The organism is Rheinheimera mangrovi (assembly GCF_003990335.1).
GTDB lineage: Bacteria > Pseudomonadota > Gammaproteobacteria > Enterobacterales > Alteromonadaceae > Pararheinheimera > Pararheinheimera mangrovi.
In genome coordinates this window covers 1,530,338-1,548,624 of record NZ_CP034683.1, presented here as the reverse complement: position 1 = coordinate 1,548,624, position 18,287 = coordinate 1,530,338, and the positions used below count along the sequence as shown (strand labels likewise).

The following is an 18,287-nucleotide window of genomic DNA, read 5'->3' as shown; positions in this document are numbered from 1 at the left end:
GCAGCATCTCCACCTCATTCATCGGCAGCACTGGCTTAATCTTTAATTTGCACGATTCTCTAGCAGATTTCGTGCCTGTTTAAACGTTTCGCTATTAAATACCGATAAAATCTTTTGAGCGTAGTTCGGATCTGTGGCATAACCTGCAGCCTGAAGCTGCTGAAAATAGGCTTTAGGGTTATCAGCCATCGCCACAGCCTGCTGATAACGCGGATTGGATTTAATAAAGTCGACATAATCACCCAGACTTTGTTCTGGCGATTCATAAGCGCGAAATTTTGCTTTTTCTTTTTGTGCCACACCTTGTCGATACTCCAGAGTATCGACCACGGCAACATCCCCTTGCCAGCTGTTATGCGCTTTAATACCAAAAAAGTTAAAGCTGTTATTGCCTTCAGCCGTTTTAAAAGTGCGTTGCCCCCAGCCGGTTTCCAATGCCGCCTGAGCTAGCAGCGCCAAAGGCTCCAAACCCAGTTTCTGCGCAGCTTGTCTGGCCGCTGGCATTAGTTTTTGAATAAACTCACCCGGACTTTCAAAAGTCCAATCATCGTTATCCGGAGCAGGTTCAGAAGCCAAAGTTTCAGTCATCACCTGGGGGGCAGTTGCAACTATAGGCTGTGCAACCTCAGTTGATTTTTTAACTGGAACTACAGCCGGAACTTCAGAACCTGCAGTGGCTTTTAAATCACGCACAGATGCAGCATCTGTTGGCATTTTCAGCATTGAAGCGGGGGTAGTCTTGCCTTTTGTCGGCCGCAGTTGCTGCACCAGCAAATCGGCTAAACCTAAACTGCCTTTTTCTGACAGCTCGGTTGATAACTGTTTGTCGTACATATCCTGATAAAACTTGGTCGCGTTACTGTTGAGAACACCTTCATCTTCGAATACTTCATTGGCTTTGCGCATACTACTGAGCAACATCCCCATAAAAATAGATTCGAACTGTTTGGCCGCTTGTTTCAGCGCTGCATCGTCATCATTTTTGCCTGAGCTGTGTTTCAGCTGCGCCAGGCCGGTTAAATCATGATAATTGACCTTGTTCTCAACTTTACTCATTTAGATCACCACAAGTTCACCATGAATGGCGCCCGCTTCTTTTAAGGCTTCTAAAATGGCCATCAAATCACCTGGCGCCGCGCCAACTGCATTGACGGTGCTAACTAAGTCGTCAAGCGTAGTACCCGGATCAAATTTAAACATCCTGGATTGATCAGGTCTGACATCAATAATAGTGTTTTGCTCTACAGCAGTATCTCCGCCAGCCAAAGCATTGGGTTGCACTACAGCTGGATTCTCGGCAATAGTCACAGTCAAGCCACCATGAGTCACAGCTGCCGGGAATAGACGTACGTCCTTTCCTATCACTATGGTACCGGTTCTGGAGTTGATAATTATTTTTGCCGACTGACTGGCGGGCTCCAATGTTAAGTTCTCCAAGGTAGATAAATAGGAAACACGCTGGTCCATATCTCGAGGAGCACGAACTTGTACTGAAGAAGAATCTAGGGATTGCGCTGTACCTGGCCCTATAAAGTTATTAATGGTTTCGGCCAGCGTTTTAGCTGTAGTGAAATCAGCCCGGTTTAAATTAAAGGTAATAAAGTCACCATCAGCAAAAGGTGACGGCACTTCACGCTCGACTGTTGCACCATTCGGAATTCGGCCTACTGTTGGCGTGTTCACCAAAATTTTTGAACCATCAGCCCCTTCAGCGCCTAAACCACTGACAATCAGCGAACCTTGCGCCACAGCATAAACATTGCCATCTAAACCTTTCAGAAAGGTTTGCAGCAAAGTACCACCACGCAAGCCTTTTGCACTTCCCATTGAAGATACAGTGATATCAATAGTCTGACCCGGTTTGCTAAATGCTGGTAGTTCAGCATGCACAGCGACAGCTGCTACGTTTTTGATCTGAGATTTCATACCAGCAGGCATATTAATGCCAAAATTTGTCAGCATGGTTCTGAAGCTCTGCTCAGTAAAAGGGCTTTGTTCCCCCGTGCCAGGCAAGCCGACAACCAGACCATAACCCACTAACTGGTTACTACGAACGCCCTGTACGCTGGTTAAATCTTTAATTCGGGCGGCTGAAGCCGGAAAACACAAAGCGGCTGACAGCAAAACTACAAAAAGGCATTGGATAAGTTTCATCATGTCACCTGTGTTAAAACGGCCACAACACACCGTTAAAGAAGCGGGTTAACCAGCCAGGTCCCTGACCACCATGAGTCGCACCTGTGCCACTGTATTCAATACGGGCGTTGGCGATTTTGGTCGACTCGACTGTATTTTTTGAATCAATATCTTCAGCACGGATCACGCCAGTTAAACGAATAAACTCTTTGCCCGTATTCAGTGTCAGCCATTTTTCGCCACGGATCACCAGATTACCATTTGACATCACCCGCAATACGTTCACCGAAATGTCACCCGTTAAACTGTTGCTTTGGTCCGCTTTTGAATCACCTTTAAAGTCTGAGGTTGAGTTGGCACCAAACTGTAGCGTATTGCCAAGCACACTGACGTCACGACCTGCTAAACCCACTATAGGATCAAAACTTGCTTTGCTGTCTTTACCAAACTCAGTTTTAGCTTTTTTGCTGGCTTGCGTATTTTCTCTCAGCACCACAGTAATGATGTCACCTGGACGGCGCGCTTTGTTATCTGAGTACAGCCCATTAGACAACCCTTGCGCAAACAAGGAGCCGTTGTTAGACAGCGGTACTGCTTCAGGCTCAGGAGGTAAAGGCGCAAAGTTCGGGTCATCCGGCATTGGCTCATTAAAGCTGCCTGCACAACCCACACAAAGTTGCACTGTTAAAACGAGCAGAATTAACTTGTTCATCCACTTACTCCTACAGCTGCTGAATAGCGGTACCCAGCATCTGATCAACAGTTGAAATCACTTTGGAATTCATTTCATACACGCGCTGACTTTCAATCAGGCTGACCAGTTCTTCCGTCACATTGACGTTTGACGTTTCCAAAGCGCCCTGCACCAGAATGCCTCGCCCTTCCAGACCAGGAATACCTTGAACCGGATCACCGCTGGCGGCCGTTGCAGTAAATAAGTTTTGACCTACAGGTTCTAAACCTGCCGGATTGACAAAGTTAGTGACTGTTAACTGCCCCACTACCGCCTGATCGACCTGGCCAGGTAAACGCACAGACACTTCGCCATCCTGTGAGATAGTGATGCTTTGGGCATCTTCGGGGATCACTATATTCGGCTGAATTTGATAACCTGCGCCTGAGGTCACCAGATTACCTTCACTGTTCGTAGTAAACTGGCCATTACGACTGTAAGAAGTGGTGCCGTCAGGCATTAGTACTTCGAAAAAGCCGTGTCCCTGGATCATCACATCCAGACTACCTTCTGTGGTGACCATATTGCCTTGGGTAAAGCTTTTTTGAGTCGCGACCACTTTAGTACCTGCGCCTAACATCAAGCCATTCGGCAACTCTGAGTTTTGTGACGAACGACCACCAGGCTGATTAATGTTCTGATACAACAAGTCTTCAAATACAGCGCGGCTTTTCTTAAAGCCAATAGTGCTGGCGTTGGCCAGGTTATTTGAAATCACCGAAATATCACGCTGCTTCGCGTCCAAACCGGTTTTACTGATCCATAGAGCTGGATGCATGCTAACCTCCCAGGCTTAAGCCTTAGACTACTCTCATAATTTGATTGTGTTGCCGATCAATCTCTTCGGCCGTTTTCATCATTTTGACCTGTACTTCAAACTGACGCTGTAAACTGATCATCTGTGTCATTTCGCCAACGGCATTTACGTTACTACCCTCAACTGCTCCGCTCATCACTTTGACCGTTGTATCCAGTTCTGCGACTTCTCCGTCTTTACGCCGAAATAAACCGTCAGCGCCTTTTTCAATATCCTGAAACTCAGGTTTGACTAATTTAAGTCTGGCCACTTCCTGCATTACGTTGGCAGGAGCTCCCTGCGGCCGGATACTGATAGTGCCGTCGTTGCCTATTTCCATTTTGGCTAGTGGCAGAGGCAGCTGAATAGGACCATCTTCACCTATCACGTTCAGGCCGGAAGCGGTTTGCAATTCACCCGTTGGGCTCAGCTGCATATTTCCCGCTCTGGTATAGGCTTCATTGCCATCCGCATCCTGTACTGACAGCCAGCCTTTTCCCTGTACTGCGACGTCTAACTCACGCTCTGTAATAATAAATGAGCCATCGTCAAAATTTTGACCAGGTCGTTCAGTCAGTGAAAACACCCTTGTAGGCAAACCTTCACCAAAAGCCTGCATAGCACGAGCCTGCTCTAAATCTGCTTTAAAGCCAGTTGTGGTGCTGTTTGCAAGGTTGTTCGCTTTGATACTGATGCCATTCATGTTCTCTTTGGCACCGCTCATTGCGATATAAAGTAAATGGTCCATAGTCAGGCCTCCACTTGAGATAAGATAAGTAAAGCAAGACTGATGCCAAGAAAAAGGTGCAGACAGGGGTACACAAAGTAGAAGCCTGCTAAACTATTGTTTTCAAATACATAAGAGAGAAGTAATGAAGAAGGAATTAGGCGTGGTCTTATGTGCTGAAGCTACGCAAACTGGCTTATTCAGAAACTGAGGTAAATTTGAATCTGCTGATCAGAGAAAATGAAGAATTGGCAGAGGTATAGTTTGAATTGGTAACCTCAACTTCGGCACGGACTTTTACAGCAACAAGCATTGGTGTTTTAAAAAAGTAATGTTGGGGCTTGGTACAATTGTACGTTGCAAGCAGCGTGTGAGAGGCGTCAAACAAACGCAAAGTACAATCGACAGATAAAGTGTTCACAGGATTAAATCCGACCATTACTAAACGATCAAGATGAGCAGGCTTATAGATGTCAACGGTCCGGCTTTGAGAAGCACCCGCTTTAAGCACAAAATCAGTGGTCACCAATTGGTCCTGCTCAGCAGCGCTGCTGTAAAATGCCAGCAATAAGCCAATAGCAACAATTTTTTTGAACACCATACAACCCTCCGGAGTAAAAGCGACGGCATGACGCACCAGATACGAGCTACCTATAAAAAAAGCCACCCGGAGGTGGCCTAAGGACATGTTTACACTATCGGATCTGCAGCACTGTATTTTGTAACGTACTGTTAACCTCCAATGCCCTGGAGTTGGCCTGGAAGTTACGTTGCGCTGCGATTAAATCGACCAATTCATTGGTCAGGTTCACATTCGAACTTTCCAGTGCTGATGCGTTAATAGAACCAAAAGTACCAGAGTTAGCTTCACCCGCTAAGGCTTCACCCGAAAGCAAACTCTCGCGCCAGGAGGTGTTACCAGACTGCGTTAAACCTTGAGGGTTAGCAAATTTCACCATAGCAACCTGAGCTAAATAGGTCTGATCGCCATTAGAATAAGATGCCATAACCTTACCTGCCGCATCAATATCTACGCTAGTTAATCGTCCCACTGTGGTGCCATCCTGACCCAAAGTACCCACTTCAAATTTAGAAGCATACTGAGTAGGCAATTTTGTACCACTTTCATCACGGAACTGCACAGTGATGTCATTGCTAAACTGCGCACCATTGGTTAAATAACCGTTCAGAGGGTCGTTTAATCCCGTACCTACGCCAGCCGGCAGAATTATATTCGGTAACGACGCACTCGTAGGTAAAGAAGGAACACCTGTTGCATCAAAGTCCATTGTGATAGGACCAATAGCGGAATTGGGCGTTAACGGACCACCTGAAGGCGAAGCAGGAACAGTATTATTGTCATCCATCACCACATACACTTCCCAATCGTTATCTGTCGTTGGTGCTTCACGACGGAAGTACATGGTCAAGATATGAGGCTCACCCAAACTATCATAAATAGTAGTAGAGGTGGTTCCATTGTAACTTGCCGGATCTACGGGATTAAAAGCGACTGTAGGGGGCGTATTGCGAGAGTCCACATTCATGGTAACAAACACGTTCGAGGTCGCTCTTGGCGCGCCCGCCGTGTTTGGGATCTGTATAGGCTGAGTGGTGCTTAAGCTAACTGATGTGGTGTTGCCATTCGCAGGGTTCACAGGAAATCCCTGTAGAAAGCCACCATTATTGTCAGAGATAAAATTGTTTTTATCCAGCTTAAAGGCACCAGCTCTGGTGTAGGAATAATCACGGTTACCAATCTCAGGCGCGACCGCAAAAAAACCGTCACCGGTAATAGCTAAATCCAGTGAGTTATTGGTAAATTTTAACGAACCCTGAGAAAACTGCTGCGCCACTTTCGACGTCGTAACACCGTCACCTACTTTAGTTTTGTTTGAACTGAATACTGAAGCCGCATATACATCCGCAAATTCAGCCCGTGATTCTTTAAAGCCCGTGGTATTGACGTTGGCGATGTTATTCGCAGTGGTATCAATATCCTTTTGAGCGGCGGCCAGGCCACTTAACGCTATATTAAAACTCATAAATCACCTCAATTCATTGATTAGGTTGCAATTTCTTCAATATCAGATAATTTTTTCTGGCCTTGGCCAAGCACATTTAGGAGTAGACCCTGGGTGGTGCCATTGCCTAATGTAATACTGGTTACAGGAGCATATACAGAGGTCACTATCGCTTCATTTTTACCTGCAATTGTCCCCTCAACTTCAATGGTATAAACACCTTTAGGCGCCAGTTCCATTACTGGTTCGCCTTTTTCATTCACTTTTGGTGTGCCATCTTCATTTAGCGCCTGAGTATCGGTCGCACCGTTCCAAGGGAGTTGTAAACGCCCAGCAACAGCATCTGAGTCAGGAATACTGACCGAACGCACCACCACGCCATCAGCGTTTTTAATCCGCACTTTGACGTTAGTTGCGTTTTCAGGAAAACTAGCACTGGCTACCATGGTGTTTTCGCCGTCAAATTCCATTTTATTCGACTTCACTAACACATACTGCCCCACGAGAGAGGACGCCTGTAACGCCTGACTGGAGTTCATCGTAGTGGCAAAATCTTTAAAGTTGGTATTCAGCGAAGATATGCCGTCAGCCATCGTAAAGTTGGTCATCTGCGCTATCATCTGATCATTTTCAACCGGTTTGGTTGGATCCTGATAAGCCAACTGCTGCGTTAACAGCGCAAAAAAATCAGATTGGGTTAAGGCGCCATTGTTGTTATTTTCCGTTGTAGTGGCTTTATCGCCCCAATACAAACCATCTAAGGCACTGCCTTCATTACTTACATTACTCATACCCTACCCCTTTACCTTTGACCCAGCATCAGCGTGCGGCTGACCATTTGTTTAGCTGCATCAGCCACCTGCACATTGGTCTCGTAAGAGCGTGAGGCGGAAATCATATTGGCCATTTCTTCCATAATGTTAACGTTAGGCTTGTAGATATAACCTTTTTCATCAGATAGCGGATGATGAGGAGCGTATTCAACATTCAACGGAGCGTCTGATTCCACAATACCTAACACCTGAACTTTAGCCCCTTCCTGGCCTTGCTGAGCTTGTTCAAGCGCAGTAGCAAACACGGGGTGACGGGCTCTGTAGGTTTGGTCAATGCTGCTGCTAATGCTGTTCGCATTCGCCATATTACTGGCTGTAGTATTTAAGCGTACTTGCTGCGCGGACATGCCGCTCCCAGCTATATCAAAAACGTTATACAGGCTCATTATTGCGTACCTCCGCCAATGGCCTTTTTCAGGCCGCTTATACGACTGTTCAGGAAATTCAGCGTGGTTTGATACTCCATGCTATTGCGGGTAAAGGCATTCCGCTCTTCATGGATATCAACGGTGTTGCCATCCCCTGTATCAGGCTGATTTGGAATACGGTATTGAGAGTCAGCATGGCGGGCTGTAGAGATTTCAAAATGCCTAGGATCAGTGCGGCCAAGCGACCCGGACTGGCGCGACTGAGCACCTGCTAATGCAGTTTGAAAATCCATGTCTTTTGCCTTGTAACCCGGAGTATCGGCATTTGCGATATTTTCGGCCAAGACTTGAGAGCGTTTGTCACGGATCAGTAGTGCATCTGGGTGAAGCCCAAATGCTTTTTCGAAGCTGATTGCCATTTTTGCCATCCTGTCTTTCAGAGATGGCAAATATTAAGCAAAACTCAGGCCATAATTTTTTATCAGGTTTTTTTACGGTAGACGATGCCAGGATTACAACGCACCATATCAAAGTCGTTGTTCAGGCTGGAGAGAGACTCAGAAGCGCCAAGAAACAAGTAACCACGCGGGTTTAGAGCTTGTGAGAACTGTTTGATAATTTTCATTTTTACTTCAGGAGAGAAGTAAATCAGTACATTGCGACAAAAAATAATGTCAAATTTGCCCAACAGCGTATAGCTGTCGAGTAGATTTAAATGGCGGAATGAAACGTTTTTACGGACGGCATCTTTTAGCCGCATCATGCCGTTACCGGAATCGTCAAAAAATTTACTACGCCGCTCGGGCGATAAGCCACGAGACAAAGCCAAACCATCGTATTCAGCGCGTTGACAGTGTTCCAGCATCGCATTGGAGATATCCGTGCCTAGTATATGCAGTCCCATAGGAAATGCAGAGGGACGCCCCTGCTGGTATTCCAGCCCAGTCATGGCAATAGAGTATGGCTCCTGACCAGAAGAACTGGCCGCTGACCAAATTTTGACGGTTTTATGATCTTTCTCAAATTCAGGTAAAATTTGCTTTTTCAGAAGCTCATAGGGGTAGTTATCACGAAACCACAAAGTTTCGTTAGTGGTCATAGCGTCAATCACTGCGGAACGCAATTGCCTCTCAAACGGGCTTAACGTTTTGTTTAATAGTTCAGAAAGCGACGACAAACCAAAGCGCTGCATCAAAGGCGCCAGGCGACTTTTGACCAGATACTGTTTGTTATCACCCAGCACAATACCGCACTGCTGCTCGAGGAAATCCCGAAACAGACGATACTCACTTTCCTGCAGTTCTTTGTTTGCCACTAACATAAAACCTCTAATCAGTATGCAACCATTTCCGCACGGACTCGGCTAACTCATCCGGGTTAAATTTCGCAATAAAATCGTCTGCGCCAACTTTTTGCACCATCTGCTGGTTGAATACACCGCTGAGCGAAGTATGCAAAATAACATGCAGTGGTTTAAGCCTCGGATCCAAGCGAATTTCAGCGGTTAGAGTATATCCGTCCATTTCTGGCATCTCGATATCAGAAATCAACAACCCAACTTTGTCAGTGACCGAGCCTTGACAGGCTGCCGCGGTTTCTTGCAGGTAAGTTAAAGCTTCACGGCCATTGTTGACCAGATGCATTTTCACCCCTAAGCCTTCCAACGCGCGTTTTACCTGATTCCGTGCTACGGCAGAATCATCAGCGATCAGAATTAATCTGTCACCTAAATCTTCACTGATCGTCGACGTCAGCACATTACTGCTGATGGTGGTTGGTGAAGGAGAAATTTCTTCCAGAATTTTTTCAACATCAATAATTTCGACCAGCTCTTTATCAATTTCAGTAATAGCAGTCAGGTAACTTTGCTTACCACCAGTTCCTTTTGGCGGTGGCATAATTGAAGCCCAGTTGATATTGATAATACGTTCAACAGACTGAACTAAAAACCCCTGCACTGAACGATTGTATTCGGCAATGATAATAAAGCAGTCTTTGGTGTTTTCGATGGCGCGACCACCTGTTGCCAGACTTAAGTCAATAACGGAAATTGTCTGGCCGCGGATATGCGCTATACCCCTGACGTATTTGTTTCGTTTAGGGATAGCAGTTAATGGCGGGCATTGCAGTACTTCACGTACTTTAAACACATTAATACCAAAACGCTGGCGACCACTTAAGCGGAATAATAAAAGCTCCAGTCTGTTTTGCCCAACCAATTGAGTGCGCTGATTGACTGAATCCAGAATACCCGCCATAGAAGACTCCCCTGCCTGAAAGAATTAGTGGTCCTAGAAAATCGGGAACGATTCTTGCTTAGGTCACTCTAGAATGAAAAATGACTGAAAATTGACATACTTAAGTATGTTATAACCCTTTGCCGATAAAGCATAGCTGAAACCATATGAAAATGTACGATAAATTTTTGCGATACCCAGCGTTCTGCGCTTTGTCAGCCACAGTTTTTTTTGTGGCATTTTCCCTGCAAGCGGCAAGTTTCAGCCCACAACAATTAACTGCGGCAACAAAGGACTGGTTAAAGCAACAAAATGAAATCCCACAGGATGCGCACAGTCAACTATCAGCTCTGGATTCACGTTTAGGAATAAAAGAATGTGATAAGGCTCTGCAGTTTAGTTTTGCCGGGCCAGTGACCAATCAGGCCACAGTGCAAATCCGCTGCCAAAGCCCAAAGGTATGGCAATTGTTTGTCACAGCGCGTTTTAGTCAACAAACTGAAGCTGTGCATAGTGTACGGAATATCACTTTAGGTTCTTTGATCACAGCCGATATGTTAACGCTGGGACAAGCAGATCTGAGGCTGGCCCGTGGTTCTTTAGTGAAAACCCCTGCTTCTGTTATAGGGGCAAGGGTAAAAAGAACCCTGTCTGCCGGACAAGTTGTGACATTGCAGGATCTTTGTCTTGTATGTAAAGGCGATATAGTTACAATTAGTGGTTTGAATAACGGTCTTGAAGTCAGAACTGTTGGTGTAGCCCAGATGGATGGCATTTTGGGTGATCAAATTCAGGTGACCAACAGGCAGTCCAACAGAACCATAGTTGCAGAAGTCGTTGCGGTGAAAAAAGTTGCAATAAAATTTTAAATTCTGACTAAAGTTTTAGCGGGTGCTGCCGTTATACAAAGTAAGGGATCCGAAACCGGATAGAGAGGGTAGAAAAATGGCGATCAATGTAAATACAGGCCTGCCAGTCACTCAACAAGTGAAAGCGGACAAGGCCGAACAACAAAACATTCAAAAACAGCAAGTTGTACAACAACAGGCCGTTCAGCAGCAGGCCACTACAGGCACAGCTGCACAAAAACAGGATTCAGTATCGCTGACTTCTCAGGCGCAGCAATTCAGCAAAGCCCAGGAAAAAGCAAAAACCAGCTCAGGTATTGATCAAGAAAAAGTTGATAAGATCAAACAAGAGATTTCTGAAGGCAAATACAAAGTGAACGTAGAACAACTGGCGCGTCGTATCGTGCAGTTTGAAAGCGAATTTTTCAGTAAAAAATGAGCACCCCCCATTCTTCTATTCTCACCCTGCTAAACGAACAAGAGCAGCACCTGGATGTGCTGCTTTTGTTGCTTCAAAAGGAGCTGGACGCCATCCGGACCCGCGATGTTGAAGCACTAAAAACTAATACTGATGAAAAAATCCAAATTCTTGATTTAGTTCAGACTACAGACGAGCAATTGACATCGTCGCCTGAGCTTGCTGAGGTAAAGCAGCAAGATTGGTTTAAAGAACACTTACAAAGACTGGAAGACAAGCTGGCTCAATGCAAGTTTCAAAATCAGGTAAACAGTCAAAGCGTAGAGCAAAGCCAACTGGTGATTGAGCGCTTTAAAACAGAGCTGTTGCAGAGCCGTGGTCGTGCTGGTTTAACCTACACCAATAAAGGCAAAGCAGCTCAGGTCGATAAAGGGCCGGGGATCAAAGCTTGAAAAGTCGGTGCTTTAGCACTGACCCGCCTATATAGTCCAACATAGCATTCACTATCAGCATTTTGTATCTGACATCAACTGCCAGTTTTTTTGAATTAGTCTGCAGGATAAGGTCAGAGCCAAGGCTACTGACCCTGTCGATCAATAGTACTTCACATTTTTAATGCGGCGGGTTGGCTGACTGTTCAGATACAAATCGTATACCTGCTTAAAATCCAGTTCGAGCTCTGTCGCGTACACATCGCCCACAGGGTAAGTTTTCACTACACGAGCGCCGCGGATAATTCCACTGACTGATGAATTCAGTTGATCATTTCCAATCATCATTTGTTGCATATTGGCTTTAGCGTCAATTCTTTGGCCATAGACTTGCTCAGCCAGCTCTCTATAGGCTTCAAGCTTAGACGCTTTCATCGCCATCAGCATGCGCTCCTGTTCTGTAGCGCCGGGTTGCTGGCTTAGTGGAGCATAACCTACAGCTTTTAAGACAGGAAAACGCTGGGGCTCAACCGTTTCCCATTCCACGTGACGGTCAGCCACCATACTGCAGCCCGTTAATAAAGCCAGCAACAATGTGCTGGTGGTAATTTTTATCATTATGGCGCCTCTACCTAATTGAATTAGCTTTACTAATACAGGATGCACAATCCGTGCCTGAAGTGAAGACCTCAACCGGTATCGGCAAAAAACCGCAGAGGCGCGGGCTTGTCCCAGCCCTTCTGCAATTCCTAGTCAATCCCCAACTTAAAATTCAGGCACGACTTTTGCTACACCCCTTATAAATATTTTCTTTGGGGGTTGTCATGCGTTTATCCGCACTAAGCTTGTCACTGCTGGTTATATCGATTCTGCCCACTTTGGCAGTGGCAGATTGGTATGAAGCAACTGGCCAGGCTGTACTTCGAGGCGGCGATACTGCAACAGCCAGAACTCTTGCCACTGAAGATGCTGTGCGTAAAGCCTTGTTGTATTCAGGCGCTTCAATTCGCACGGTGCAACAAGTAACTGACGGTTTATTGACCCAGGAGTCTGTGTTTTTACAGACTCAAGGCGAAGTGCAAAATGTGCAAATTGTCTCGGAAGCCGAAGAAAACGGCTATATCAATGTGACGATACGAGCCGACATTTATCCTGATCAAAACCAATGTGCCAATCTGCAGTTAAAAAAAGAGCTACTGATTAGCCCGTTTTTTATTGAGAACCGCGAACAAGCTATTGCAGGACAACTATATGAGCTAGACCAAGCCAGCACTAGCTTATTTATCCGGAAACTGGAAGAGTCCTCAGGCTCAAGCTTACTTAAACTGTTACCTCAATCTATCCGTCAGAAAGAACTTAGTTATGCAGATCGCGGTGCTTTGCAGCGTAATTATGGTGGGCGCTATTTACTCAAAGCAAGTTTAGGTGATGTGTCGTTAGGAGAACGAGTCGGCACTAACTGGAGTTTTTGGTCTGACCAAGATCGTGAACGTTTTTTTCAACTACAGCTAGAATTGTCTGATATTCAAGAGCAGAAAGTTCTGTTCAGCCAAACCTATCAAACTTCAGCCGTGTGGGAGTTTCGTGATACAACAGTCATCAGCCCTAAAACTCAGCGTTTTTGGCAAACCGACTATGGTAAATCCATTGAACGTGTACTGAATGCTGCAGCCCAGGATGTCGAAGAAGCGTTGCGCTGCGAAACCATACTGGCAGATGTAACCCTGGTCAACCAACACAAAGTGCTGCTTAATCTTGGTAGCAAGCAAGGGCTAAAAGTTGGTGACGAACTGACGATTTTGCACCGCCGCCAGCACAAAGACAGTCTTGGTCAATTGCAGGATCAACTGACAGTGAGTGAGCTTAAAGTCAAAATCACCGAGCTGACGCACAACAATGCCTGGGCTGAGAGCGTCAATATGGATTTACTGGCCAATGTGCAAGTGGGTGATGCCGCGACCTTAGTCAATGATAAAAAGTAAGAGACTGAAAAATATAAGCGAAATGGCCGCCCCAACAGGAATCGAACCTGTAACTGCCCCTTAGGAGGGGGCCGTTATATCCATTTAACTATGGAGCGAATAAACCTCGTTGAATGAGTAAGTTAACATAAATTTGTGACCGCGAACACTGCACAAGAGCCAAGTGAACATTTGTTGAGCAAAAGCAAAAAACCAGAATTCAATCAACTTTTGTAGGATTAAGCATGTTAAAACCTGAAGCAGCGTTAAAGATAAGTACAACAACGCAAAACTATATTAACGAAATATCTCCTCAAATCGAAGGCTGGTTTTACCCTGTCGATATGATGTTGTTTGCAATGACAGAAGCCTTTCATCAGAGCATTTCTGCTTCTGGAGATATAGCTGAAATAGGCGTATGGAAAGGGAAGTCTCTCGCTTTACTAGCCATGCTCGCAGACAAATCGGAATGCATCTACGCAATGGATTTATTTTTTGATGATTTATTGCAACAGACTCAGTCGAACATAAGCACTTTTACCACACCAGAGCAGTCTGCCCGTATTCATTACGTCACAGGTAATACAGCTGACTACAGCACAGACTATTTAAGAACTTTGTTTAAGAATAAGCTTCGCTTTTTACATATCGATGCTGGCCACGAATATCACGAAGTCTTGCATACTTTAACCCTGACTGCGCCTTTTATGCACGACTACGGCATTATTTCCATGGATGATTACCACGACAGAGAGTTTCCTGGCGTCCATGCAGCGACTCTGGATTATTGTTATGAAACAACAAAAGGTCTTTGGGTACCATTTCTGGCAGGTGGCAATAAAATCTATCTGGCAAACCCAGTCTATGCAAAACAATTCCAGTTATTCCTTTGCAAGGAAGCATATTTCAGGGACAGCATGAGATTAAGTAGAATAAAAGACTCTATAGTCCTCATTATTCAGAGTAAATTGCCGATGAAATCAGAAGTGATCCAACACATAATTGAACAGCAACTCAATGGCCTGAAATCTGCATCAGAACTGAATGAGTTGACTCAAAAAGCAAGGCATCACAGCCAGACTGAGTTGGCCGCTTTGCAACCCAACAATTAGTTTGGCATAAAACATGCTTTGCTTATGCAAAGCAAAAAATGAACGCAACCAGAACATGTGCTTGCGTTGACACTGATTCAGGCGGTTCTATCATGACGCATAAGCCTATTTATGTAACCCAACCAGCTCTGCCACCATTGGAGGAGTTTATCCCCTATTTGCAGCAAATATGGGAAAACAAAATACTAACCAACGGTGGTCCTTTTCATCAGCAGTTTGAACAAGCGCTGGCAGACTACCTGGGTGTTAAATACGTCTGCTTATTTGCCAACGCAACTATAGCCTTAGTGACTGCTTTACAGGCGCTACGAATCACTGGGGAAGTCATTACAACCCCCTACTCTTTTGTCGCGACTGCTCATTCGTTAAAATGGAACGGTATACAACCCATTTTCGTCGACATAGATCCAACAACCTGCAACTTAGACCCAGCAGCCATAGAGGCGGCCATTACTCCCCAGACCACCGCCATTATGCCAGTGCATGTCTATGGAAATCCGTGTAATGTCGCCGAAATTCAACGTATTGCAGAGAACTATAACTTGAAGGTTATCTATGATGCGGCACATTCCTTTGGTTCCAGACTTGATGGTATCAGTTTGTGTGCTTATGGCGATCTTTCGGTACTTAGTTTCCATGCCACAAAGGTATTTAATACTTTCGAAGGTGGAGCCATCATTTGCCACGACGCCAAAACCAAAGCACATATTGACCATTTGAAAAACTTTGGATTTGTTGACGAAACCACTGTAGTTGCAGCTGGTATCAACGGAAAAATGAGTGAATTTAATGCAGCCTTTGGTTTACTCCAGCTTCAATACATAGACAACTATATTGAAAAACGAAAATTACTCGCCCAATTGTATTTTGAACACTTAAGCAATGTGAAAGGTATTAAGTTTATAAACTTTCCTCCAGAGCACAGCTCCAATTATTCTTACTTTCCGATACTGGTTGAGAGTGACTATCCACTAAGCAGGGACCAGCTTTATCACACCATGAAAGACCAAGGCATTATGGGGCGTCGTTATTTTTATCCATTAATTAGCGAGTTCCCTATGTACAGAGGATTGCGATCTTCAAAAGCTTCAAACCTGATGAATGCTAAAGCCATATCAGACAAAGTGATCTGTTTACCAATCCATGTCGATCTTTTGGAGGAAGATATAAATCGGGTGATTGAAGTTATTAAATTTTATGCTTCGAAATCTAATTAAGGAGATTCAGTCATGATAACAGCCCCTGTCGAAGAAATGATTGATCTTATAAAACAAGAGCGGCATATCGAAGAGTCTCTTGACATCGATCTGTTAAAGAAAACCGGCTGTTTCGTATTAAAAAATGTGCTGAGTAAAAAAACAATTCAAAAATACTACTCAGCGTATCAAGAAGAAACGAAGACCGGACAACTAAAAAGAACACAGCACCATATCACTGAAATCAAAGTAACCGAAAGCAGCTTACTCGTTAATATCCTGAAAGAGCCTGAATTTGTAGCAGTAGCAAACAAATTTTTTCATAGTCAGGTCGGCGCTGATTTTGTCAGAGTTGTTAAAAAAGATGCGATCGACACCGCAGCCGTATTCCTGCATCAGGACACAGGCTACCAAATAGGCAGTTTTGAGCGCTATTCCCTCTTCATTGCCCTGACCGAATGCAGCCCGGCAAATGGCGGCTTGGCGCTGTATCCAGGCACTCACCATTTTGGTTATCTAGGAGATGCAGGAGAAATCAACGACGTATTGCCAGCAGACTACCCTCTTTTGGAACCAGATCTGAAAGCTGGAGACATCATCATCATGCATTCTGCGGTTTGGCATAAATCGGCGCAAAATCGCATAGGTACGGAACGAGTATACCTGGAGGTGCATCTTCAACATATCGATGAGCCTACGACAAAATTTGAAATCTGTGGCGAAAAAACCTCACCTTGGTCACTGACTTTAAGTCCAAATGAATTGTTCAAGAGCTCTAGAACGCAAAAACTTCAGGGACTCTATAAAGAACTCAATAGTTATAAATCTCAAAAATAAAACATAATCAAAACTGTGTTATTAGAGAGTTTAGTGTCGGCGGGTACGTTATTTAGCCCATAGCTCCGCGAGCTATAGCTCAAATCAATAACCAGGCACTGAATAAAAAATAAATCCCGCGCATATAATGCAGAAAATTAAAACCAGATGAAGCAAGGTGGATTTAATTCAAAAAATTAATTAAACAAATTTACATAATTGAATTCCCCTAGAAAGAATGAATATCAAAGAGGTGTGTATGAAAGACTTTTCGGTATGCCCGGTATGTAATCACCAGCTATTAAAGATAGAAAATAAATTCTGTGAAATCAGATCTAAACTTATTTATAATGAGCTGGATTTTAAACAATACCTATGCCCACATTGCAAACACTCTTGTACGTATCACAATGTTCCTCTGGAATTAATATATAGCGCCGAAAGTGCACTGCCAACCGACAGACAATTTGGTGATTTAAGGTTGGATTTTATTAAAAAACACTTAGATTTAGTTAGTGTCAATGGTATGGCGATTGAAATCGGTGGTGGGCCCGGTGAACTTGCCGAGATGCTAAGATCCGAATGCACTCATGAAAAGGCCTTGGTTGTCGACTTCGTTGATAGAGTAGCTTTCGAGAACTTGAACTTTGTATATTCAGATTTAAACAACTCTGACGAGTCATTGATTCGCTCACTAGATAAGTACAAAATTAATAACAAAAAAAATGTATTTCTTTTGTCTCATGTGCTGGAACATATTTTCAATCCAATAGATATTTTACGCGAGTTAAAAAAATTCGACCAAAGTTATTTCTTTATAGAAGTCCCTGATTTTGGCTCTTATCATGATTCAAGTGTCTTAAGGTATTCGATCAACTGCCCTGATCATATTCATTACTTTAATTCAAATTCATTCATTTCGCTCATTCAAGATGCTGGACTAAATATAATCGCATTTGAACGTCAATCAACGCCCTACGTACCTGCATTAAGAATATTGTGTGATGCTTCCGATCAGCGCAACGCAGTATTAGACTACGCCTCGCATTTAAAATCTATAAGCAGTCAAATAGAAGCTCTATTTCGTGAGTACTCTTCTGAGGGAAATATTTATCTGTTCGGCTTAACGCCTTTTGCTGCACAAGCGATCATTAGTTACGTCAACCAAGACCGTAGCATAAAAGGCATCTTTGATACCAAATATTCACTTGAATCATTTTCTGGAATTCCGGTATTTAAAGATCCGTTGTTCTATCAATTTCCAGACAATGAAGTTCCAATATTTATTTGCGGTTCGACTTTTTTCGCCGTTCAGCAAGTGATGAGAGAAAGATTAAAAAATATATCTCCCCATTATGACCTGAAAACCGTAACTATCAGTGAAAAATGATAAGACGATGTCGATGAAGTAGAAAATGGCTTTACTCACGCCTCGCCCTGTTAACATAAATCACAGATTAACAGGGCAAAACATAAAAACTTAAGTGCCAAATATAGAAAACTCTGTGAAGACAGGTTGTACCCTATAACTTGGTAGATAAACTATCGCACCAGCTCCGCATTCTTAGATGTTGTTTGCATAAACAGCATGGTAATCATCCCTTAAATTAACTGACGCTAAAAGTAGAATTTTCTCGTAATATAAACGCAG

Annotated in this window: 21 protein-coding genes and 1 tRNA gene; 8 read left to right on the top strand and 14 right to left on the bottom strand. The window is 44.1% G+C overall.

Translation table 11 applies throughout. The annotated features are described in order from the left end of the window. Positions 1 to 42 precede the first annotated feature (42 nt). The 12 genes from flgJ to EK374_RS07005 form a co-directional block, all read right to left on the bottom strand. Complete coding sequence (gene flgJ / locus EK374_RS07060) at positions 43 to 1,056, bottom strand: flagellar assembly peptidoglycan hydrolase FlgJ (protein ID WP_127021429.1); 1,014 nt, start codon at positions 1,054 to 1,056, stop codon at positions 43 to 45. Next, positions 1,057 to 2,154 (bottom strand): flagellar basal body P-ring protein FlgI, encoded by a 1,098-nt coding sequence (locus tag EK374_RS07055; protein WP_127021428.1) that lies wholly within the window; start codon positions 2,152 to 2,154, stop codon positions 1,057 to 1,059. A gap of 13 nt (positions 2,155 to 2,167) precedes the next feature. Beyond that, positions 2,168 to 2,848 carry a flagellar basal body L-ring protein FlgH gene (gene flgH / locus EK374_RS07050; protein ID WP_127021426.1) on the bottom strand — a complete coding sequence of 227 codons (681 nt, stop codon included), beginning with the start codon at positions 2,846 to 2,848 and terminating at the stop codon, positions 2,168 to 2,170. A gap of 10 nt (positions 2,849 to 2,858) precedes the next feature. Further along, entirely contained in the window at positions 2,859 to 3,647 is a 789-nt protein-coding gene (gene flgG, locus EK374_RS07045; RefSeq protein ID WP_127021425.1) for a flagellar basal-body rod protein FlgG, read from the bottom strand. Between the two features lie 22 nt (positions 3,648 to 3,669). Continuing rightward, positions 3,670 to 4,413: a flagellar basal body rod protein FlgF gene (locus EK374_RS07040; protein WP_127021423.1), complete on the bottom strand. Its 744-nt coding sequence runs from the start codon at positions 4,411 to 4,413 to the stop codon at positions 3,670 to 3,672. Positions 4,414 to 4,588: 175 nt separating this feature from the next. Further along, the gene (locus EK374_RS07035; RefSeq protein ID WP_127021421.1) at positions 4,589 to 4,993 is read right to left on the bottom strand and encodes a hypothetical protein; all 405 of its coding nucleotides are present in this window, start codon (positions 4,991 to 4,993) and stop codon (positions 4,589 to 4,591) included. 94 nt (positions 4,994 to 5,087) lie between these two features. Next, positions 5,088 to 6,437, bottom strand: coding sequence for a flagellar hook protein FlgE (gene flgE, locus EK374_RS07030; protein WP_127021419.1), 1,350 nt, complete (start codon positions 6,435 to 6,437; stop codon positions 5,088 to 5,090). A gap of 20 nt (positions 6,438 to 6,457) precedes the next feature. Next, positions 6,458 to 7,207, bottom strand: coding sequence for a flagellar hook assembly protein FlgD (locus EK374_RS07025; protein ID WP_127021417.1), 750 nt, complete (start codon positions 7,205 to 7,207; stop codon positions 6,458 to 6,460). Between the two features lie 11 nt (positions 7,208 to 7,218). Further along, positions 7,219 to 7,635 carry a flagellar basal body rod protein FlgC gene (gene flgC, locus EK374_RS07020; RefSeq protein WP_127021415.1) on the bottom strand — a complete coding sequence of 139 codons (417 nt, stop codon included), beginning with the start codon at positions 7,633 to 7,635 and terminating at the stop codon, positions 7,219 to 7,221. Continuing rightward, positions 7,635 to 8,036: a flagellar basal body rod protein FlgB gene (gene flgB / locus EK374_RS07015; protein ID WP_127021413.1), complete on the bottom strand. Its 402-nt coding sequence runs from the start codon at positions 8,034 to 8,036 to the stop codon at positions 7,635 to 7,637. Before flgB ends, flgC begins: the two co-directional genes overlap by 1 nt. A 62-nt stretch (positions 8,037 to 8,098) precedes the next feature. Beyond that, positions 8,099 to 8,938, bottom strand: coding sequence for a CheR family methyltransferase (locus EK374_RS07010; RefSeq protein WP_206099300.1), 840 nt, complete (start codon positions 8,936 to 8,938; stop codon positions 8,099 to 8,101). A 7-nt stretch (positions 8,939 to 8,945) separates the two neighbouring features. After that, entirely contained in the window at positions 8,946 to 9,875 is a 930-nt protein-coding gene (locus EK374_RS07005) for a chemotaxis protein CheV (protein WP_127021411.1), read from the bottom strand. Positions 9,876 to 10,087: 212 nt separating this feature from the next. Between EK374_RS07005 and flgA the strand changes: the two genes are divergently transcribed. The 3 genes from flgA (at position 10,088) to flgN (ending at position 11,572) form a co-directional block, all read left to right on the top strand. Continuing rightward, the gene (gene flgA, locus EK374_RS07000) at positions 10,088 to 10,723 is read left to right on the top strand and encodes a flagellar basal body P-ring formation chaperone FlgA (RefSeq protein WP_164731835.1); all 636 of its coding nucleotides are present in this window, start codon (positions 10,088 to 10,090) and stop codon (positions 10,721 to 10,723) included. A gap of 76 nt (positions 10,724 to 10,799) precedes the next feature. After that, positions 10,800 to 11,141 (top strand): flagellar biosynthesis anti-sigma factor FlgM, encoded by a 342-nt coding sequence (flgM, locus tag EK374_RS06995; protein WP_127021407.1) that lies wholly within the window; start codon positions 10,800 to 10,802, stop codon positions 11,139 to 11,141. Beyond that, positions 11,138 to 11,572, top strand: a complete 435-nt coding sequence (flgN, locus tag EK374_RS06990) for a flagellar export chaperone FlgN (RefSeq protein ID WP_127021405.1) — start codon at positions 11,138 to 11,140, stop codon at positions 11,570 to 11,572. Before flgM ends, flgN begins: the two co-directional genes overlap by 4 nt. Before the next feature lie 141 nt (positions 11,573 to 11,713). Here flgN and EK374_RS06985 read toward each other — a convergent pair whose 3' ends face one another. Next, positions 11,714 to 12,169: an LPP20 family lipoprotein gene (locus EK374_RS06985; RefSeq protein ID WP_127021403.1), complete on the bottom strand. Its 456-nt coding sequence runs from the start codon at positions 12,167 to 12,169 to the stop codon at positions 11,714 to 11,716. A 206-nt stretch (positions 12,170 to 12,375) separates the two neighbouring features. Between EK374_RS06985 and EK374_RS06980 the strand changes: the two genes are divergently transcribed. Continuing rightward, on the top strand, positions 12,376 to 13,533 hold the full coding sequence (locus EK374_RS06980) for a flagellar assembly protein T N-terminal domain-containing protein (protein ID WP_127021401.1): 1,158 nt from the start codon (positions 12,376 to 12,378) through the stop codon (positions 13,531 to 13,533). Positions 13,534 to 13,556: 23 nt separating this feature from the next. Here the strand turns inward: EK374_RS06980 and EK374_RS06975 are convergent. Beyond that, positions 13,557 to 13,631: transfer RNA gene (locus tag EK374_RS06975), tRNA-Arg, on the bottom strand. Between the two features lie 126 nt (positions 13,632 to 13,757). Here EK374_RS06975 and EK374_RS06970 point away from each other — a divergent pair. The 4 genes from EK374_RS06970 (at position 13,758) to EK374_RS06955 (ending at position 18,026) form a co-directional block, all read left to right on the top strand. Next, positions 13,758 to 14,624: a class I SAM-dependent methyltransferase gene (locus tag EK374_RS06970; protein ID WP_127021399.1), complete on the top strand. Its 867-nt coding sequence runs from the start codon at positions 13,758 to 13,760 to the stop codon at positions 14,622 to 14,624. 92 nt (positions 14,625 to 14,716) lie between these two features. After that, entirely contained in the window at positions 14,717 to 15,841 is a 1,125-nt protein-coding gene (locus tag EK374_RS06965) for a DegT/DnrJ/EryC1/StrS family aminotransferase (protein WP_127021397.1), read from the top strand. A 12-nt stretch (positions 15,842 to 15,853) separates the two neighbouring features. Then, positions 15,854 to 16,657, top strand: coding sequence for a phytanoyl-CoA dioxygenase family protein (locus EK374_RS06960; RefSeq protein WP_127021395.1), 804 nt, complete (start codon positions 15,854 to 15,856; stop codon positions 16,655 to 16,657). Positions 16,658 to 16,895: 238 nt separating this feature from the next. Continuing rightward, positions 16,896 to 18,026 (top strand): methyltransferase domain-containing protein, encoded by a 1,131-nt coding sequence (locus EK374_RS06955; RefSeq protein WP_164731834.1) that lies wholly within the window; start codon positions 16,896 to 16,898, stop codon positions 18,024 to 18,026. The last annotated feature ends 261 nt before the right edge of the window (positions 18,027 to 18,287 follow it).

Excerpts from the sequence above, each read along its gene's own strand:
- EK374_RS06970 (WP_127021399.1), top strand. The coding sequence starts at position 13,758 with ATGTTAAAACCTGAAGCAGCGTTAAAGATAAGTACAACAACGCAAAAC.
- flgM (WP_127021407.1), top strand. The coding sequence starts at position 10,800 with ATGGCGATCAATGTAAATACAGGCCTGCCAGTCACTCAACAAGTGAAA.
- flgC (WP_127021415.1), bottom strand. The coding sequence starts at position 7,635 with ATGAGCCTGTATAACGTTTTTGATATAGCTGGGAGCGGCATGTCCGCG.
- EK374_RS07035 (WP_127021421.1), bottom strand. The coding sequence starts at position 4,993 with ATGGTGTTCAAAAAAATTGTTGCTATTGGCTTATTGCTGGCATTTTAC.
- flgG (WP_127021425.1), bottom strand. The coding sequence starts at position 3,647 with ATGCATCCAGCTCTATGGATCAGTAAAACCGGTTTGGACGCGAAGCAG.
- EK374_RS07055 (WP_127021428.1), bottom strand. The coding sequence starts at position 2,154 with ATGAAACTTATCCAATGCCTTTTTGTAGTTTTGCTGTCAGCCGCTTTG.
- EK374_RS07010 (WP_206099300.1), bottom strand. The coding sequence starts at position 8,938 with ATGTTAGTGGCAAACAAAGAACTGCAGGAAAGTGAGTATCGTCTGTTT.
- flgJ (WP_127021429.1), bottom strand. The coding sequence starts at position 1,056 with ATGAGTAAAGTTGAGAACAAGGTCAATTATCATGATTTAACCGGCCTG.
- EK374_RS06965 (WP_127021397.1), top strand. The coding sequence starts at position 14,717 with ATGACGCATAAGCCTATTTATGTAACCCAACCAGCTCTGCCACCATTG.
- EK374_RS06980 (WP_127021401.1), top strand. The coding sequence starts at position 12,376 with ATGCGTTTATCCGCACTAAGCTTGTCACTGCTGGTTATATCGATTCTG.
- EK374_RS06985 (WP_127021403.1), bottom strand. The coding sequence starts at position 12,169 with ATGATAAAAATTACCACCAGCACATTGTTGCTGGCTTTATTAACGGGC.
- EK374_RS07025 (WP_127021417.1), bottom strand. The coding sequence starts at position 7,207 with ATGAGTAATGTAAGTAATGAAGGCAGTGCCTTAGATGGTTTGTATTGG.
- flgH (WP_127021426.1), bottom strand. The coding sequence starts at position 2,848 with ATGAACAAGTTAATTCTGCTCGTTTTAACAGTGCAACTTTGTGTGGGT.
- EK374_RS07040 (WP_127021423.1), bottom strand. The coding sequence starts at position 4,413 with ATGGACCATTTACTTTATATCGCAATGAGCGGTGCCAAAGAGAACATG.
- flgN (WP_127021405.1), top strand. The coding sequence starts at position 11,138 with ATGAGCACCCCCCATTCTTCTATTCTCACCCTGCTAAACGAACAAGAG.
- EK374_RS06955 (WP_164731834.1), top strand. The coding sequence starts at position 16,896 with ATGAAAGACTTTTCGGTATGCCCGGTATGTAATCACCAGCTATTAAAG.
- EK374_RS07005 (WP_127021411.1), bottom strand. The coding sequence starts at position 9,875 with ATGGCGGGTATTCTGGATTCAGTCAATCAGCGCACTCAATTGGTTGGG.
- flgE (WP_127021419.1), bottom strand. The coding sequence starts at position 6,437 with ATGAGTTTTAATATAGCGTTAAGTGGCCTGGCCGCCGCTCAAAAGGAT.
- flgB (WP_127021413.1), bottom strand. The coding sequence starts at position 8,036 with ATGGCAATCAGCTTCGAAAAAGCATTTGGGCTTCACCCAGATGCACTA.
- EK374_RS06960 (WP_127021395.1), top strand. The coding sequence starts at position 15,854 with ATGATAACAGCCCCTGTCGAAGAAATGATTGATCTTATAAAACAAGAG.